At 44.1% G+C, this 18,315-nt stretch carries 13 protein-coding genes; 11 read left to right on the top strand and 2 right to left on the bottom strand.

Annotated features, from left to right (window positions below):
* Positions 1–164: 164 nt before the first annotated feature.
* From IGK63_RS13240 to IGK63_RS13225, 4 genes are all read left to right on the top strand, one after another.
* Complete coding sequence (locus IGK63_RS13240; protein WP_034872138.1) at positions 165–1,091, top strand: alpha/beta fold hydrolase; 927 nt, start codon at positions 165–167, stop codon at positions 1,089–1,091.
* A gap of 125 nt (positions 1,092–1,216) precedes the next feature.
* A complete protein-coding gene (gene serC / locus IGK63_RS13235) occupies positions 1,217–2,296 on the top strand; it encodes a 3-phosphoserine/phosphohydroxythreonine transaminase (protein WP_005233933.1) in 1,080 nt (359 codons plus the stop codon).
* Complete coding sequence (locus IGK63_RS13230; RefSeq protein ID WP_005233935.1) at positions 2,297–3,481, top strand: phosphoglycerate dehydrogenase; 1,185 nt, start codon at positions 2,297–2,299, stop codon at positions 3,479–3,481.
* Positions 3,481–4,704, top strand: coding sequence for a DUF1015 domain-containing protein (locus IGK63_RS13225; RefSeq protein WP_016612862.1), 1,224 nt, complete (start codon positions 3,481–3,483; stop codon positions 4,702–4,704). Before IGK63_RS13230 ends, IGK63_RS13225 begins: the two co-directional genes overlap by 1 nt.
* A gap of 42 nt (positions 4,705–4,746) precedes the next feature.
* Here the strand turns inward: IGK63_RS13225 and IGK63_RS13220 are convergent, their stop codons facing one another.
* Both IGK63_RS13220 and IGK63_RS13215 read right to left on the bottom strand, forming a co-directional pair.
* Entirely contained in the window at positions 4,747–6,096 is a 1,350-nt protein-coding gene (locus tag IGK63_RS13220) for an Nramp family divalent metal transporter (RefSeq protein ID WP_008380385.1), read from the bottom strand.
* 156 nt (positions 6,097–6,252) lie between these two features.
* Positions 6,253–8,595, bottom strand: a complete 2,343-nt coding sequence (locus tag IGK63_RS13215; RefSeq protein WP_016612861.1) for an ABC transporter ATP-binding protein/permease — start codon at positions 8,593–8,595, stop codon at positions 6,253–6,255.
* A gap of 138 nt (positions 8,596–8,733) precedes the next feature.
* Here IGK63_RS13215 and IGK63_RS13210 point away from each other — a divergent pair, with 138 nt between their 5' ends.
* From IGK63_RS13210 to IGK63_RS13180, 7 genes are all read left to right on the top strand, one after another.
* Positions 8,734–9,219 carry a MarR family winged helix-turn-helix transcriptional regulator gene (locus IGK63_RS13210; RefSeq protein WP_034872137.1) on the top strand — a complete coding sequence of 162 codons (486 nt, stop codon included), beginning with the start codon at positions 8,734–8,736 and terminating at the stop codon, positions 9,217–9,219.
* A 160-nt stretch (positions 9,220–9,379) separates the two neighbouring features.
* Entirely contained in the window at positions 9,380–11,167 is a 1,788-nt protein-coding gene (locus IGK63_RS13205) for a glycoside hydrolase family 13 protein (protein ID WP_034872136.1), read from the top strand.
* A gap of 304 nt (positions 11,168–11,471) precedes the next feature.
* Positions 11,472–12,524, top strand: a complete 1,053-nt coding sequence (locus tag IGK63_RS13200) for an aspartate-semialdehyde dehydrogenase (RefSeq protein ID WP_016612859.1) — start codon at positions 11,472–11,474, stop codon at positions 12,522–12,524.
* Positions 12,525–12,646: 122 nt separating this feature from the next.
* Positions 12,647–14,329, top strand: coding sequence for a ribonuclease J (locus IGK63_RS13195; RefSeq protein WP_005228243.1), 1,683 nt, complete (start codon positions 12,647–12,649; stop codon positions 14,327–14,329).
* Positions 14,330–14,570: 241 nt separating this feature from the next.
* Positions 14,571–16,010 (top strand): MFS transporter, encoded by a 1,440-nt coding sequence (locus IGK63_RS13190; RefSeq protein WP_016612801.1) that lies wholly within the window; start codon positions 14,571–14,573, stop codon positions 16,008–16,010.
* Between the two features lie 198 nt (positions 16,011–16,208).
* Entirely contained in the window at positions 16,209–16,892 is a 684-nt protein-coding gene (locus tag IGK63_RS13185) for a metal-dependent hydrolase (RefSeq protein WP_005233945.1), read from the top strand.
* A 37-nt stretch (positions 16,893–16,929) separates the two neighbouring features.
* Positions 16,930–18,261, top strand: a complete 1,332-nt coding sequence (locus IGK63_RS13180) for a DRTGG domain-containing protein (RefSeq protein WP_005233948.1) — start codon at positions 16,930–16,932, stop codon at positions 18,259–18,261.
* Positions 18,262–18,315: the final 54 nt, after the last annotated feature.

Raw genomic sequence — 18,315 nt, 5'->3', positions numbered from 1 at the left:
GATCGTTTGACTCCTGCTACTTTGTCTCTAGACAATGTGGCAGGAGTTTTTTATCCTCGCAAATTCCCAACTCCTACCGCCATAGCCTAAAATTCCATGTATAATAAAGAAAACGACCGTTTTATTTGGCGGAGGGAAAAGAAAAAGCAAAAGAGGTGCAAACTATGAGGATGAATCAAGAAAAGCTGACTTCATCAAATGGGAAGGATCAGCTTTTTGTCAAAACGTGGCTGCCAGAAGAACAGCCAAAAGCAGTCGTGCAAATCGTCCACGGAATGATTGAGCACATTGAACGTTACCATGAGTTTGCGGAATGTTTAACTGCACAAGGCTATGCGGTGGTCGGTCATGATCACTTAGGGCATGGGCAATCCGTGAAGGACACACAGGCTTATGGGCATTTTGGTGAAAAAGAGGGCGCCAAACATTTAGTGGCAGATGTGGCAATAGTCCATCAGTACGCCGCTGCTTGCTATCCAGACAGGCCATACTTTATCTTAGGTCACAGTATGGGATCGCTGGTTTTGCGGAATTATTTGTTTAGTCAGCCACATCCATTGACAGGAGCGATCATCATGGGCACCACGATGGAAAAAGCCGTGCTGATGCAAGGAGGCAAACTCGTCACGAACTTGTTGCGGCCGTTTGCCGCTCAGCAATGGCCTTATCACGTAATGGAACAGCTAGTTTTTGGCCAGCACAACCGGCGTTTTCGTCCCAATCGGACCGCCAAAGATTGGTTGACCAGTGATCCGCAGCAAGTGGATCGCTATTTGAAGGACCCTTACACCCAATTTCATTTTTCTTTAGCAGCTTACAAGGATCTCTTTACATTGACACAAGCTGCCAGTGATCCGGATCAACTGCGCAAGATTGATTCAGAATTGCCGCTGCTGCTGATTTCAGGTGGAGACGATCCTGTTGGGCACTATGGCAAAAGCGTCCGCCAATTGGCTCAGCAACTGAAGCAAAATGCTGACGTGACGATGTATTTGCTCGAACATGGCCGTCATGAGATTTTGAATGAGCGCAACCGCGAGATCGTTTACAATGAAATTTCTCGCTGGCTATTTGAAAAAATGCCGAAATGACGAACGTTAAGAAATTGGTAGTCTTTTCTGAAAATTCAAAATTATTTTCTCTTTTAAGGCTTTTTTCATTTTCGGCTATCTGTTATAATGATTTTCACATCTAACATAAAGGAGAGATTTTTTGTATGACAGTTTATAACTTTTCAGCTGGTCCTGCCGTATTGCCCCGTCCCGTATTGGAGAAAGCACAATCCGAACTTTTGAATTACCGCGGAAGTGGGATGTCCGTTATGGAGCTGAGTCATCGGTCCTCCTTGTTTGAAGCAATCATTAAAGATGCAGAAGCACTTTTACGAAAATTAATGGGGATTCCTGAAAACTATCAGGTACTGTTTTTACAAGGCGGCGCGAGTCTCCAATTCAGTATGATCCCTTTGAATCTTGCACAAAACAAAAAAGCCTTATACGTAAATACCGGTTCTTGGTCGAAGAAAGCTATTGAAGCAGCAAAAGCGCTTGGAAACGTGACGGTGGAAGTCATTGCCTCTAGTGAGGATCAAAACTTTACTTATATTCCAGAAATTTCAGAAGATGCGATCGATCAAGAAGCGGCTTATTTGCATATCACCACGAACAATACCATTGAAGGGACGGCCTTTCAAACGATTCCGCAGGCTGGCAATGTGCCGATCGTAGCAGACATGTCCTCAAATATTTTAGCCAATGACTATCGCGTAGAAGACTTCGGTGTGATTTATGCTGGGGCCCAAAAGAATATTGGTCCTGCAGGGTTGACGGTAGTGATCATCCGAGAAGATTTACTCAATGATGACGCTGTTTTCGCTCCAATGCTGGATTATCGTCTACAGGCTAAAAATGACTCATTGTACAATACACCACCAACGTATGCTATCTATATTGCTAAATTGGTGTTTGAATGGTTGGAAGAATTAGGCGGCATTCCTGCAATTTTAGAACAAGACCGCCAAAAAGCGGCGCTTTTATACGAAACGATCGAAGCCTCTGCTCTTTACAGTAGTCCTGTGGCTGTTGATAGCCGTTCACTAACGAATATTCCTTTTGTAACAGGGGATAAAGCATTAGATCAGCGCTTCAATGAAGAAGCTGTCAAAGCTGGTTTTGAGAACTTGAAAGGGCATCGTTCCGTTGGAGGAATGCGAGCAAGCTTGTACAATGCCTTTCCATTAGCTGGCGTTCAAGCGTTAGTCGACTTTATGAAATCATTTGAAGCGGAGGTCAAATAAATGTTCCAAATCAAAACATTCAATGCGATCGCACCAGAAGGATTACAGCGTTTAGAAAAAGAAAAGTATGCCATCAACGAGAGCGACCAACCGCAAGGGATTTTGCTGCGCAGCCAGAAATTGCACGATTACGCTTTTCCTGAAAGTGTCTTAGGTATTGCTCGTGCAGGGGCTGGGACCAACAACATTCCCGTCAAAGCATGTACTGAAAAAGGGATCGTCGTCTTTAATACACCCGGTGCCAATGCCAATGCGGTCAAAGAATTAGTGATTGCTAGTCTGCTCTTAAGTGTCCGCCCGATTTTACGAGGTGCCCAATGGGTCCAAACCTTGAACGGTGATAATGTGGAAGAACAAGCAGAAGCACAAAAAAGTCAATTTGCTGGAACAGAGTTAGAAGGTAAAAAGTTAGGAATCATCGGCCTTGGTTCTATTGGAGCGATGGTTGCCAACGATGCTTATCGTCTAGGGATGGAAGTAGTCGGTTATGATCCTTACGTGTCAGTGGATACTGCTTGGACGATCTCTCGTCGGGTCAAGCGTGCCAATGATATTGCGGAAGTCTTTTCAACCTGTGATTTTATTACGGTTCATGTGCCGCTAATGGAAAACACGCATCATCTCGTCGGGGAAGCCGAACTTGCGAAAATGAAACCAACAACGAAGCTATTCAACTTTTCTCGTAAAGAAATCGTCGATACAGATGCCGTTTTACGTGCGTTAAAAGCCGACCGTTTAGCGGGCTATACGACTGATTTTGCGGATGAACAATTGCTGCACAATGAAAAAGTACTCGTCTTGCCGCATTTAGGTGCCTCAACAGAAGAAGCTGAAGTCAACTGTGCCAAGATGGCAGCCCGAACATTGAAAAAATTCTTGGAATTCGGGACCATCAAGCGCTCGGTGAATTTTCCAACCGTTGAGATGGCTTTTCATTCGCCTTATCGTCTGACGATCATCAATCGCAATGTACCGAATATGTTAGGTCAGATTTCGTCGATCATTGCGGAATCTGGGATTAATATCGACAATATGCTGAATCGTGGACGGGAAGACTTTGCTTACACCCTAGCAGATGTCGCTTCTGAAGATGAGGCATTGTTGAATCAATTAGCCGATAAACTGCGGGAGAACGAAAATATCGTTCGTGTACGGGTCATCAAAAATCAGGAGGTTGGGTATTAATGGTTCAAGTATTTCCGTTTAAAGCCATTCGTCCAGAAGCCTCATTGGCAGAAAAAGTGGCCGAGCTGCCTTATGACGTGGTCAATTCACAAGAAGCCGCAGCGTTTGCGCAAGGCAATCCTTACAGCTATTTCCACATCGACCGTTCGGAGATCGACTTGCCAGGAATCGATCCTTATGATACACAGGTGTATCAAAAAGCGGCTGAAAATCTTGCATCTTTTCAAGAAGAAGGCTGGTTGATTCAAGAAACGGCGCCCGCATATTATTTGTATGAATTGACGATGGCTGGCAGAAGTCAAACTGGGCTTGTCGCCTGTACCTCGATCGATGATTATGTCGCTGGGAAAATCAAGAAACACGAGTTTACCCGTCCAGAAAAAGAAATCGATCGGATCAATCATATTCTGGCATGTGATGCCAATACAAGTCCGATTTTCTTGAGCTATCGCCAACCAGCAGCAGTCAAAGAAGCGATCGATGCGTGGCAAGCAGAGCATGCGCCGATCTATGATTTTGTCAGCTATCATGAGGTGCAGCATCGTGTTTGGCTGATCGATGATCCAGCGCTAGTCGCCTCTTTTGCCCAGCAGTTTCAGGCTGTAAATGCCCTCTATATTGCGGATGGACATCACCGTACAGAGTCAGCAGTTAAAGTTGGCTTGCAAAAGCGAGCCGATGGCCAAAGTAGCCAAGAAAGCGACCGCTTTTTAGCAATCTTATTCCCAGAAAATGAATTAGCGATTTGGGAATACAATCGGGTCTTGCGGGTACCGGTGCCAGAAACCTTTTTTGAGCAGGCAGCCCAGCATTTTACGATTCAAGAAACTACAACGAAGAAACCAGCGCAACGTGGTTCGATTCATCTGTACCTAAACCATGCGTGGTGGGAGTTGACCATCAAACCGGCATCTGTGCCGCAAGATGCGGTAGGACAGCTGGATGTGTCGCTTTTACAACAATACGTGCTGGCTGATATTTTCGCGATCCAAGATGTGCGGACAGACAAACGCATTGATTTTGTCGGCGGGATTCGTGGTCCAGAAGAATTGGAACGTTTGGTGGATAGCGGAGAATGGACATTGGCTTTTTCCATGTATCCAACGCAAATGGCCGATCTTTTGGCAGTCGCCGATGCGGGAGAAATCATGCCGCCAAAATCAACTTGGTTTGAACCAAAACTGTTAAGCGGTCTGTTTTTACATGATTTAGAAACGAATTAACCAAAAAAGCTTACGAGGCTACCTCGTAAGCTTTTTTCGCTATTAGAAGTTGCCGAGTGTTTCGATGATCAAGCGGACATTTAAGACCGTCAGTGCAATGGCACAAATCCAGCCTAAGGTAGAGACCCATAGCGGATTCTTGAAGCGTTCCCCCATGATTTTTTTTGAGCTGGTAAAAAGAACCAGCGGAATCATCGAAACGGGTAAGGCGATGCTTAAAAAGACTTGCGAATAGATCAGCAGATCGTCCAGAGCTTGTTCGTTGCCGCCAAAGTAAATTGTACAAAGCAAGACGGGGATCACCGATAAGCCACGGGTGATCAGACGTCGCGCCCAAGTAGGGATCTTCATATGGATAAATCCTTCCATCACGACTTGGCCTGTCAGTGTCCCAGTGATCGTTGAATTTTGACCGGATGCCAAGAGCGCTACGGCAAACAGAACGCTCAAGACTGGACTGGCGACAGCACCAGCAATGGAGGAATCTTGCAATGCATTGAACAGCGCGGAGAAGGTGCCGACTTCTTCGCTATGACCAAAGAACAAGGCGCTTCCTAAGATCAAAAGCAGGCAATTGACCAAAAACGCAGCGGATAATTGGATATTGGAATCCCAAGTAGCGAACCGCACGGCCGTTGCCACTTCTTGAGTATCGCTGCGATCGATTTTTCGTGACTGGGAGATCGAAGAATGCAGATAGAGATTATGGGGCATCACAGTCGCACCAACGATCCCCAATGCCATTGTCAGCTGCCCATGGTTCAAGACTTGTTTTTGCGGAATAAAGCCTTGCAAGACAGCCGGTAGATCCGGTTGAGCAATAATGACTTCGTAACAAAAGACCAGCATAATGACCAAAATCAGTGTCATGACGATCGCTTCGATTTTACGGAAACCTAGTTTCATTAAAAAGAGCAGAAGCAATACATCGAAAATCGTTAAGATGACCCCAACTAATAACGGTAAGCCGAATAGTAGATTGAGAGCGATCGCTCCTCCGATCACTTCCGCGATATCCGTTGCCATGATAGCCAATTCGGTGACGATCCACAAGACAAAGCCTAAACCTTTGCTGGTGTGTTTACGAGTTGCTTGCGCAAGGTCCATCTGGGTCACGATCCCTAGCTTGGCTGCCATGTATTGCAGTAGCATAGCGATCAAACTGGAAATCAAGATCACAGAAAGTAAGAGATAGCCATATTCAGCACCGCCTCCGATCGAGGTGATCCAGTTTCCTGGGTCCATATAGCCCACGGCTACCAATGCCCCAGGACCAGAGAACGCTAAGAGATTGCGCCAAAAGCTGCCGTTTTTTGGGATGGCAACTGTATTATTTATTTCTTCCAAGCTAGGACCGTTGGCCGCTTGGATCAATTTTTTTTCTTCATTCATCGTTTCACACCCTATCTTTTTAGGTATACCTAAAAACAAATCTATTGTATTCCTCATTTATGGATTTTTCAAGAGAAACCTTTTGGAAGTCAGAAGGAAGGACAAAAAAACAGCAGCCAAGGGGATGGCTGCTGCCTGTTAGGTTTTCTTATAAAATTAGTCGGCGCGTAAAGCGATCGCTGCATCTTTTTTCGCTGCCATTCGAGCTGGAATGTGGCCGCCAATCATGGTTAGAACGGTGCTGACGGCAATCAAGATCAGGCCGTGGACCGGATTTAATTGAGCAACATTTTCGAGATCAGTCATACTATATAAGATCGCGTTGATCGGGAATGTAGCTAACCAAGCAATTAGGACACCTAAAGCCCCTGAAGCGATCCCTAAAATACAGGTTTCGGCATCGAAGACGCGGGTGATGTCTTTTTTACGAGCACCTAATGCTTTTAAGACCCCAATTTCTTTCGTGCGTTCTAGTACAGAGGTATAAGTGATGATACCGATCATGATCATGCTGGTTACCAAAGAGATTCCTGCAAAAGCGATCAAGACATAGGTGATCGCATCCATCAAGCCACCAGTCAATTGAGTCATCGTACCGGCTAAATCGGAATAAACGATTTGGTCTTCTTTGTCTTTGCCTTTGTTGAAGTCATCCAAGTAATCAAGGATTTTTTCTTTGGCACTGAAATCATTTGGATAGATCATAATGCTGTTTGGTAAATCACTGCCGCCGAGATAAGCGATCAATGAATCTTTGGCACTTTCGTCAACGGGTTCATTCGTCATCACGTTGGTGTCGCTATCTTTTTGTGCTTGGACGATCGCTGAGTCTTGGTTTTCTTTGATCACTTCTTGCGCGAGGGCATCACTGTAGGCAATGCCGGTTGACAGCAAGTTCATCGTAGAGTTTTGCTTGATACGTAAGATTCCGCTGATCGTTAATTCTTTGTTGTTGCTGTTATCGAAAACTTCATTTAAATCTTGGTTTGGAATGAAGTTTCCAGTCGGCAATTCGGTGTAAAAGGCATCATTAGACGCCAATGTGATTTTTGTTCCCACGATATCGTCGAAGGAAACCGTGTCACCATCTTCAATATCAAAACCGAGATTGATCAATGCATTGACATTCGTTACGTTATTTTCATCGACGATCAAAACGACATCTGTGCTGGCACTTGGGTAGCTGCCTTCTAAAAGGTCATAGTTGTCTTTCAAGAAATTGCCGTTATCTTCTGATAACTGCTCAGGGAAAGTCGAAACCCCAATACCGGTTGAGGCACTCATGGCAGACATCATGGCATTGGTCTGTTCATTGTCAGGCGACGCGTTGGAGAAGCTGACTTGTTCCACATTGTCATCGATCTTGCGGAAAAGATTCAATGAAGTTGAACGAGTGTAGCCGATATTGTTACTTAACTCAGGATCAATGTCGTTGATGTAATCGAGAAACTCTTGATCGATTTTGTTAATATGAGTTGCACGATCCGTATCACTTAATTTGGCAGTGACCTCTTTATCTGAAGGGAAATCTTCAGATTTATCCCGCGTACCCATCGCTGATGGATCTTGTTCAGTGGCCACTTGTGAGATCGTAATCGGAAAACGAGCTAATGTTTCTGACTGGGTATTGTCGATTTGTTTTTGGAATCCCGTTGATAGTGACAAAACAATGGCGATTCCGATGATTCCGATACTAGAAGCAAAGGCTGTCAAGAAGGTGCGCCCTTTTTTGGTTCGGATATTGTTAAACGACAAACGTAAGGCCGTCATAAAACTCATTTTTGTGTGCTTTAATTCGAATTGGTCTTTCTTTTGTCCTTCAACATGGGGGTTCGAATCTTTAATAATTCGTCCGTCTTTGAATTCAATGATCCGTCCAGCGTATTTGTGGGCCAATTCAGGATTATGAGTAACCATGATGACCAATTTTTCTTTTGATAGTTCTTGGATCAGTTCCATGATTTGGACACTTGTCTCTGAATCTAAGGCACCTGTAGGTTCATCACAAAGGAGGATATCAGGATCATTTGCTAAGGCACGGGCGATCGCTACCCGCTGCATTTGACCACCAGAAAGCTGATTTGGTTTTTTGTGCATATGTTCAGCCAAGCCCACACGCGTCAAAGCATCGGTTGCTTTGGCTCGTTTTTCTTCTTTTGACACACCGCTCAAGGTCATCCCAAGCTCGACGTTGTCGATGATGCCTAAATGACTGATCAAATTGTAGCTTTGGAAGACAAAGCCAATCGAATTGTTCCGATAGGCATCCCAGTCGCGGTCTTTAAAGGATTTGGTTGATTTTCCATTGATGATCATATCACCAGAGTCGTAATTATCTAAGCCGCCGATCACGTTCAACATGGTTGTTTTCCCAGAGCCGCTTGGCCCTAAAATGGCAACAAACTCTTGTTTACGAAAGGCGACGGTGACGCCGTCGAGGGCTTTCGTAGTACTGGAGCCAACTGTATAATACTTCTTGATATCTTTTAATTCTAACATGGGGTCACTCTTTTCTTGCCGTTTTCACGATTATTTTCATTATGTAACCACGCTATCATAATGGTTAACAAAAATCAACGATTATCATTGTTTAAACAAATAATTTATACTAAACTAAAGACAGAAAAGAGGGAGAGTATGGAAAAAGCGTTAGGAACATTCAATATGGCAGTGTTTGCGGAGATATTTTCGCTGATGGGAAACATATTGTTTGAAGAAATCGGTCTGGAAGATTTAAAATTGACCAAAATGGAAATCTTGGAACTCGTGGTGATCTCTAGTAATGAAGGAATTACGATGTCCGAGTTGGCCCAGCAAATCGGTACATCAAAAGTCCAAATCAGTCGTTCGATCTCGGGGTTGGAAAAGGCTGGCTTTGTGGTACGCAAAACCAACGGCGTCAATCGTCGCAACGTCAATGTTTATTTGGAAGAAGCTGGGAAGCAGTTGTTTATCCAAAAGAAAAAACAAGTGGAAGACCGCTTGAATGCCAAAACCGCTCAAATGGCTGCGGAAGATATCCAGCAGTTGAGTCAATCGTTGACGGAGGCAGTGGGGATCTTGCGGAAATATGACATTTTACGGACTGGCAATCAATGTGAGAAGAAGACACCGTTTGATTAAAAAAGGGTGAAGCAATCGTTTGCTTTTTAATTGCTGAATTAATTTCATATTGACCTATATTATCGATTTATTAGATAAAGCAACCGATTGCGTTTTTCTCTTGTTTTGACTTCTGATTTGTGCGACAATGGGTATATCAAACAAGTCAAAGGAGTCTGCTATGAATACTACTGCCATCTATCATCGTCCCGAAAGTGAATTTGCGTATTTGTACGAGAAGGATAAAATGCATATCCGTTTGCGTACCGCCCGTCAAGACGTCCGCCATGTCCAGCTACTTTGCGGTGATCCTTACACACTGTATAAAGAAGCTTGGTACCAACAAAGAATTGAAATGCAAAAAATTCTTTCCACGGACTTGCATGATTATTGGCAAGTATCGGTCGGAGCAGAATTCCGCCGTTTGTCTTACGGCTTTTCCATCGAAAGTTACGATGGGTTGCATGTCTTCTATGGGGATCACGGGGTCTACCCCTTTGAACAGCAATATTTAGAAATGAACAACAATTATTTTCGGATGCCTTACTTCCAAGAAGCCGATCGTTTCAAAATTCCCGAGTGGGCGAAAGAAACGGTTTGGTATCAAATTTTCCCTGAGCGCTTTGCAAATGGGGACCCATCAAATGATCCTGAAGGTGTGTTGCCATGGGGCTCAAAAAATCCCGATCGCCAAGACTTTTTCGGTGGGGATCTACAAGGAGTCATCGATCATTTGGATTACCTTGTCGATCTAGGAATCAATGGGATCTATTTCTGTCCGATTTTTGAGGCATATTCGAATCACAAGTATGATACCATCGATTATTTGGCCATCGATCCTGCTTTTGGTGATAACGATACCTTTAAACGATTAGTGGAGGAATGCCACAAACGCGGCATCAAAGTTATGCTGGATGCTGTTTTCAACCATATGGGGGATACTTCGCATCAATGGCTAGATGTCATCAAAAACGGCAAAGATTCGCCGTTTGCTGATTGGTTCCACATCAATGAGTTTCCTGTCAACTACAAAGAAGGGGAAAACTTTGAAGATGCTTATGACATCACCTATGATGTTTTTGCCTTTACGCCGCATATGCCGAAACTCAATACGGAAAATCCCGATGTGCAAGATTATTTGTTGAAGATCGCTCGTTATTGGATCGAAGAATTTGATATCGATGCTTGGCGCTTGGACGTGGCTAATGAAGTTAGTCACTTCTTCTGGAAAAAATTCCGCCAAGTGTGTGATGAGGCCAAAGATGATTTTTATATCCTTGGGGAAATTTGGCATTCTTCTCAACGCTGGTTACAAGGCGACGAGTTTCATGCAGTGATGAACTACGCCTTTACAGATGCAATTATTGAATATTTTGTCAAAGACGAGATCTCCATGACGAAAATGGTCTCGGAATTAAATAACCAGCTGATGTTGTATCGGGAGCAAACCAACCAAGTGCAGTTCAATATTTTGGATTCTCATGATACCCCGCGTTTGTTAACTTTGGCTCGGGGAGACAAAGACTTGATGCGCCAAGTGATGGCCTTTACGTATCTGCAACAAGGCGTTCCTTGCCTGTATTACGGCGATGAGATTGGTTTGACCGGTGATATGGATCCGGATTGTCGTAAATGTATGATTTGGGATGAGGAAAAGCAAGATCGTGATTTGCTGCATTTCACCCAGTCATTGATCAAACTACGCAAAGACAACCAAAAAGTCTTATCTGAAGGTTCCTTGAGTTGGAACTGGGTTTCGGAAGAAGATGGCCTGATCATTTTCGAACGAGAGTTGGGGGCACAGCGGATCATCGGTATTTTCAACACTGGCGAGGACCAACTTACACTCTCTCGTCCTGATTCAATTTTGATGGAACAGTTTGTCCAACTGGAAGATGAGACGATGATCATCGATAACAAAGGCTTTGCTATCGTGAAAGTAAATAACGAAGAATCGAATGAAGCATAAAAATGAGGCAAGAATTGCATATGCAATTCTTGCCTCATTCAATGTTTTGGGTATTTTTAATTTCCCCATGCACGTTGGAAAGAATCTTCCCCAAAATTCCTTCTGTCGGTATTATATCCTATAACACCTAAATGTGACAAATGATAACCCTTAAATATAGGTAGTTTTTTCCTGAAACGGGGAAAACGATTGAAAATTTAGATAGTTCTGCCTTCTTTTTGCGCTTCTTTCCACGAAAGGCCTTTTCTTTTTTACAAGATATGATAAACTAGTAAAAATGTATTTTTATTCGAGGAGTGATTTGATGAGTACAGGGTATCACATAGCAGTTGTCGGAGCTACCGGCGCAGTAGGAACAAAAATGATTGAGATGTTGGAGAAGACCACGTTACCGATCAAAAAAATAACGTTGTTGGCATCCAAACGTTCTGCTGGGAAGACCCTTGTGTTCAAAAATGAACCACTCGTTATTCAAGAGCTGACCGCAGATTCCTTTGCGGGAGTCGATATTGCATTGTTCAGTGCCGGTGGTGGCATTTCAAAACAATTTGCTCCAGAAGCAGTCAAACACGGTGCAGTCGTAATCGACAATACCAGTCATTTTCGGATGGATCCGAATGTTCCTCTAGTCGTTCCTGAGGTGAATCCTCATGCATTAGCGCAACATAAAGGAATCATTGCCAATCCGAATTGTTCAACGATTCAAATGATGGTGGCATTAGAACCGATTCGTCAAAAAGTCGGTTTATCGAGGGTCTTGGTTTCAACGTATCAAGCAGTTTCAGGTGCTGGCGCACAAGCCTTGGCTGAATTGACTCGTGAATCTCAAGAACTATTAGCCGGCAAAGCCGCTGATGAACTAAATCCTGAGATTTTACCAGCAGGCAGCGATAAAAAGCACTACCCAATCGCGTTTAACGCCTTGCCACAAATCGATGTCTTTGCTGAAGACGACTATACTTACGAAGAGTGGAAAATGATCAATGAAACGAAGAAGATCATGGAAGATGCGCAGATCAAAGTAGCAGCTACGTGTGTGAGAATCCCTGTGTTTAGCGGTCATTCGGAGTCGATTTATATCGAGACCAAAGACCATGCCAGTGTTGAGGAAGTTAGGCAGTGGATCAGCGAATCCCCAGGAGCTGTCTTGCAAGATGATCCGAGTCAACAAGTGTACCCGCAAGCTTTGACCAGTGTGGACAAAACGGAAACCTTTGTTGGTCGGATTCGCAAAGATTTGGATGTCGAAAACGGCTTGCATTTATGGGTCGTTTCTGATAATTTGCTGAAAGGTGCGGCATGGAACTCTGTTCAAATCGCTGAAAGCCTGCATCAGCAAGGATTAGTTCATGTGTAAACCATAAGTTTTTCAGAAAAGTGTGGTGAATGCCACGCTTTTCTTTTTTTTGTTGTATAATAATAGGGACGGCTTATGCTTGGGAAATAATACAGTAGAAAAAAATTAAGAGGTGAATAAAAGTGGAAACGATAAAAATCATTCCTCTTGGCGGTGTACGCGAAAACGGAAAGAACATGTACATTGCTGAAGTTGGCGAGGATATATTTGTGCTGGATTGCGGTGTCCGTTATCCAGAAAATGAATTATTAGGGATCGATACAGTGATTCCAGACTTCACATATTTAGAAGAAAATGCCGACCGTGTGGCGGGTGTCTTCTTGACCCACGGGCATGCAGATGCGATTGGTGCATTGCCTTATTTCTTGGAGAATATCCAAGTACCGGTCTTTGGGACCGAGTTAACGATCGAACTAGCAAAATTGACCGTGAATAAAAATGAAGCTACCAAGCGCTTCAAAGATTTTCATGTGATCGATGAACATTCGGAGATCGACTTTGGCCATGCGACCATCAGCTTTTTCCGTACGACCCACTCTATCCCTGATTCTGTTGGAATCAGCGTAAAAACAGAAGCTGGCAATATCGTTTATACAGGAGATTTCAAGTTTGACCAAACAGCGATCCCTATGTATCAAACTGATTTTGGCCGCTTAGCGGAAATTGGAAAAGAAGGAGTCTTAGCATTGCTAAGTACGTCCTCAAATGCCGAAAATCCAACGCCGATTGCTTCTGAATTGACGATCCAAGATGAAGTTTATGACAATATCCGTTACTGGGAAGGTCGGATCATCGTCGCTAGCGTTGCTAGCAATTTGCAACGGGTGCAACAAGTATTAGATGCGGCGTTTCGTTCTGACCGCAAAGTCGTTTTGACTGGTCAAGATTTTGGTCGGATCATCAAAACGGCCATGAAGTTAGGGAAATTAAAATTACCTGCCGAAGACTTGCTGATCACCCAAAAAGAAATGAAAAAATACTCAGACGAACAGTTGTTGATTTTAGAAACAGGTCGTATGGGGGAACCAATCAAAGCGTTGCAAAAAATGGCCAACGGCTCTCACCGGACGCTGCGCATCAAAGAAGGAGATCTTGTTTACATCACAACGACGCCGACAACGGCAATGGAAACGGTGGTTGCGAAAACGGAAGATATCATCTATCGCGCTGGCGGTACCGTGAAACAGATCTCGGATAATTTCCGTGTTTCTGGTCATGCCAACCCGAATGATCTGCAGCTGATGTTGAATATGATGAAACCGAAGTACTTTATCCCTATTCAAGGCGAGTACCGCCAATTAGCCGCCCATGTGGACTTGGCGCAAGAAGTCGGGATTCCGATGAAAAATATCTTCATTACTGCACGCGGGGATGTTTTAGAATACAAAAAAGGCGAAATGATCGCCGCAGGTGCGGTCCCAGCTGAAAACGTCATGATCGATGGGATCGGTGTCGGTGATATTGGGAATATCGTCCTGCGAGACCGCAAAGTCTTATCTGAAGACGGAATCTTCGTTGCGGTAGTGACGATCAATCGTCGTGAAAAGAAAATTATTTCTGCGCCTCAAATCACTTCTCGCGGGTTTGTCTACGTGAAAGCCAGCCGTGACCTGATTCGTGAAAGTGGCGAGATCGTGGAAGAAATCGTAGAAAAACACCTTCATGATGAAGAGTTTGAATGGAGCAAATTGAAACAAGATATCCGTGATCGTTTGAGTCGTTTCTTGTTTGAACAAACCAAACGCCGTCCAGTCATCTTGCCGGTCATCATGGAATCAAGCCAAAGAAATCGCAACCGTAAATAATTCGTTTTGACCTACTGACAAAAGCAGGTGAAAGAATAGCCGTTTGACGGCCGATTTCTTTTCACCGAAGCTTTTGTCTTTTTTTGTGCAAGAAACAGGCGACGTTTTTTCAATAAATGCCCCTTATTTTGATCGTGAATGGGCAGATAAGGATTGACGGCGAATGGATTTCGATCAATAATACAAAGTTGTCCCCCTAAGACTAGAGGAACAAAATAAGCAAAGAGAGGATGGTCGATTTGTGAATAGTTATCAAGAAAACCCCGTAGTACAACAGAGAAAGTGGTGGATTCTCATTGCTGTTTCGATGTTTACCTTTATGTCAACACTGGATGGGAGTATCGTAAATATCGCATTGCCGACGATCTCGGCAGATATGGGTGTACCTATGAATCAAGCGGAATGGGTCGTGTCCGTTTACTTGATGATCGTTTGTGCCTGCCTTTTATTATTCGGTAAGGTAGGGGACAGTTGGGGCAAAATCAAAGTTTTCCGCTTGGGAATGCTAATTTTTATTATCGGTTCGCTGTTATGCGGGTTTAATCACTCCTTAGCATTTCTTTTATTTGCCCGAGTGGTGCAAGCGATCGGTGCTAGCATGACGATGGCGACGAATACCGGAATCATTACTGAAGTTTTTCCTATGAGTGAACGAGGACGCGCCTTAGGGATGATTGGTGCCTTTGTTTCGTTAGGCTCCATCGCCGGTCCTGGATTAGGCGGAGTGATTTTGGCGCATTTTTCTTGGCCGTTTATTTTTTGGATCAATGTTCCTGTCGGTATTCTGACGATGATTGCTGGAGAAAAGGTGTTACCAAAAGATATTACCATGAGTCATGATTCCATCGATAAAACCGGGTTTGTGCTGTTTTCAATTGCAATTATCAGCTTCTTCGGCGGCATTTTTCTTGGACAAGAGCGTGGCTTTCTAACGTGGCTGCCGCTGCTGTTGGGTGGGATCGCTTTAGTGGCATTCATCGTCTTTTTGCGAGTAGAAGCGCGTGTGAGCAAACCGCTGATTACCTTTGGGATCTTTCGTAATAAAATTTTCACCATGAGCCTGATCACGGCGTTGCTGATCTTTTCTGCAAACTTTTTTGTCAATGTCGTGATTCCCTTTTACTTGCAAAGTGCCCGAGGCTTAACGCCGAGCGTGGCAGGGATGCTGATGATGGTCTTTCCTTTGATGATGGTCATTGGTTCACCACTTAGCGGGTATTTGACGGACCGTGTAGGACCGGAGATTTTGGTCTTAGCTGGCTTAGCGTTGCTGTCGATCACTCAGCTGATGTATATGTTTATGAATCAGGATACGCCGATTTGGTATTATATCGTTGCCACTGCCATCATGGGACTTGGCAATTCGTTGTTCCAATCCCCAAACAATACGATGGTAATGAGCAGTGTCACCAAAGAAAATCTTGGGGTGGCAGGTAGTCTAAATTCCTTTGCCCGTAACTTGGGCATGGTGTTAGGGATATCCTTAGCAACGACGATTCTCTATGCAGCAATGAGTCAAGCGTATGGAAAGCATGTGACGACCTATATCGCAGGTCGGGCAGATATTTTTGCCTATGGCATGAAAATCACCTTCTTTGGGGCGTTCCTTCTTTGTATCACGGCGTTATTCTTAACAGTCTGGCGCATCTATAAACAAGGCGGACGTAAGAAAACGCTATGATCGCTTGAAGTCATCAGGTCGAACTGTTCTATTCCTTATTCAGAAAGGGTAGAACAGTTTTTTTATTTTTCTTGACAAGAACCAGAAAAAGGACGGATGTAATAAAGCTGCCAGAATTTGTGCTTTTGGATTTCTGGCGTTATCTGTTATAATGAAAAATATTAGACTGTATTACTTAGATGGAAAGGGGAATGTTGTATGAAACTCACGTATCACGGACACTCAGTGCTTGCTATCCAATTAGCGGATGGCCAAAAATTGTTGTTTGACCCTTTTATTACTGGAAATGCTCTGACTGATTTAGATGCAGAGACAGTGGAAACCGATTGGCTTTTGATCACGCATGGTCATAGTGATCATATTGGGGATATGGTGCCGATCGCCAAAAGAAATGAAGCGCCAGTGATCAGTGTCGTTGAAATTTGCCGCTATGCAGCCCGCAAAGGCGTTGCTGAGACGCATGGCATGAATATGGGAGGTTCTTTTGAGTTTCCGTTTGGCAAAATCTCAATGGTGGAAGCGAAACACAGCTCTGGCCTTGAAGAAGACGGAACGATGATCTATATGGGCAATCCTGTTGGAATCATTTTAGAAGCAGAAGGCAAAACCATCTACCACGCTGGAGATACTGCACTCTTTAGCGATATGGCGATGATCGGTGAACGTTTCGACATCGATGTGGCATTTTTACCGATCGGGGATAATTTTACGATGGGCGTTCAAGATGCCGCAACAGCAGCGGCCCTTTTAAACGCGAGCAAAGTAGTACCGATCCATTACAATACGTTTCCAATGATCAAGCAAGATCCGCAAACCTTCGTGAATTTATTGCCGGCAGGTGTGGGCCAGATCCTTGCAGTCGGTGAGACATTAGAAGTTTAAGCAACAGGAAGATTCGTAGTAGGAATAGGGGATAATTATGGCGACAAAACACGACTTGATTTTAGCGCATATCGAGAATCTGCCTGTAGGCGATCGCATCTCGGTGCGGGGAATCGCAAAAGACTTGAATGTCAGTGAAGGAACAGCCTATCGGGCAATCAAAGATGCGGAAAATATCGGCTTGGTTTCAACGATCCAGCGTGTCGGAACCATCCGTATCGAACGAAAACTAAAAAAACACATTGAAAAACTAACTTTCGGCGAAGTCGTCCAAATCATTGAAGGTGATGTTTTGGGCGGCGCTGCCGGTTTGGACAAAGACTTGAACAAATTTGTTATCGGCGCTATGAAAGAATCAGCAATGGAACGCTACATCACGCCTGGCTCCTTAGTGATCGTCGGAAACCGCAACGAAGTCCACAAGTTGGCACTGGAGGATGGCGCAGCCGTCTTGATCACGGGAGGCTTTGAAACAACAGAGGAAATCTGTCGTTTAGCAGACGAATTGGAGTTGCCGATTTTACAAACGACCTATGACACCTTTACCGTGGCAACGATGATCAACCGTGCCTTAAGCGACCAGCTGATCAAAAAGGACATTATGCTGGTGAGTGACATTTATATGCCATTGGAAAAAACCAAGTATCTGCACACCTTTGATACGGTCAAGGATTACAAACTGCTTTCGGAGTCTACCAATCACTCCCGCTATCCAGTCGTCAACAAGAATATGCGGGTCGTTGGGATCATCACAGCCAAAGATGTCTTAGAAAAGCCTGATACGCAGATCATCGAACGAATCATGACCCGGGAACCACGGGTCGTAAAAAAAGAGATGAGTGTGGCCTCTGCCAGCCATCAGATGATTTGGGATGGCTTAGAAGTGATGCCCGTCGTAGCTGATGACCTTTCTTTGATTGGGATTGTCACACGCCAAGACATTATGAAAGCGATGCAGATGGTCCAACGACAAACGCAAATTTCAGATACGATTTCTGACCAAATCTCGGGACAGATGCAAGTTATCGAACAAGATTTTGAAGGGAACAAATTGCCACAGCCGTATTTCAGCTTTGCGGTGACGCCCCAAATGGTTAATGAAGTCGGAACGATCTCTTTTGGTGTCTTGAGTGAAGTAATCGCTAATACGGCGAAACGTACGATGCAGTTGAATCAACGACGCAATAGCTGGATCGAGCAAGTCAATCTGCATTACTTCCGTTTGATCCAATTAGAAAGCGAGATCATCATTCAACCGAAGATTCTAGAACTGGGGCGACGTTCGGCGAAAATCGATATCGAAGTATCGATCGAAAATTCCTTAGTGGCAAAAGCGATCGTGGTATGCCAAGTAATGGAACGCCCATAAATCATCGAAAACGGCACTTATGGAAAAATTTTAGAGAGAAAGTTGAGACCATTC

It is taken from the genome of Enterococcus sp. AZ040 (genome assembly GCF_050499185.1).
GTDB lineage: Bacteria > Bacillota > Bacilli > Lactobacillales > Enterococcaceae > Enterococcus_D > Enterococcus_D entomosocium.
Note: the sequence above shows the minus strand (reverse complement) of the source record. Positions and strands in the feature narration are given on the sequence as shown.

Coding starts and splice junctions, on each gene's coding strand:
- IGK63_RS13210 (WP_034872137.1), top strand. CDS start 8,734: ATGGAAAAAGCGTTAGGAACATTCAATATGGCAGTGTTTGCGGAGATA.
- IGK63_RS13230 (WP_005233935.1), top strand. CDS start 2,297: ATGTTCCAAATCAAAACATTCAATGCGATCGCACCAGAAGGATTACAG.
- IGK63_RS13180 (WP_005233948.1), top strand. CDS start 16,930: ATGGCGACAAAACACGACTTGATTTTAGCGCATATCGAGAATCTGCCT.
- serC (WP_005233933.1), top strand. CDS start 1,217: ATGACAGTTTATAACTTTTCAGCTGGTCCTGCCGTATTGCCCCGTCCC.
- IGK63_RS13185 (WP_005233945.1), top strand. CDS start 16,209: ATGAAACTCACGTATCACGGACACTCAGTGCTTGCTATCCAATTAGCG.
- IGK63_RS13215 (WP_016612861.1), bottom strand. CDS start 8,595: ATGTTAGAATTAAAAGATATCAAGAAGTATTATACAGTTGGCTCCAGT.
- IGK63_RS13200 (WP_016612859.1), top strand. CDS start 11,472: ATGAGTACAGGGTATCACATAGCAGTTGTCGGAGCTACCGGCGCAGTA.
- IGK63_RS13240 (WP_034872138.1), top strand. CDS start 165: ATGAGGATGAATCAAGAAAAGCTGACTTCATCAAATGGGAAGGATCAG.
- IGK63_RS13225 (WP_016612862.1), top strand. CDS start 3,481: ATGGTTCAAGTATTTCCGTTTAAAGCCATTCGTCCAGAAGCCTCATTG.
- IGK63_RS13220 (WP_008380385.1), bottom strand. CDS start 6,096: ATGAATGAAGAAAAAAAATTGATCCAAGCGGCCAACGGTCCTAGCTTG.
- IGK63_RS13205 (WP_034872136.1), top strand. CDS start 9,380: ATGAATACTACTGCCATCTATCATCGTCCCGAAAGTGAATTTGCGTAT.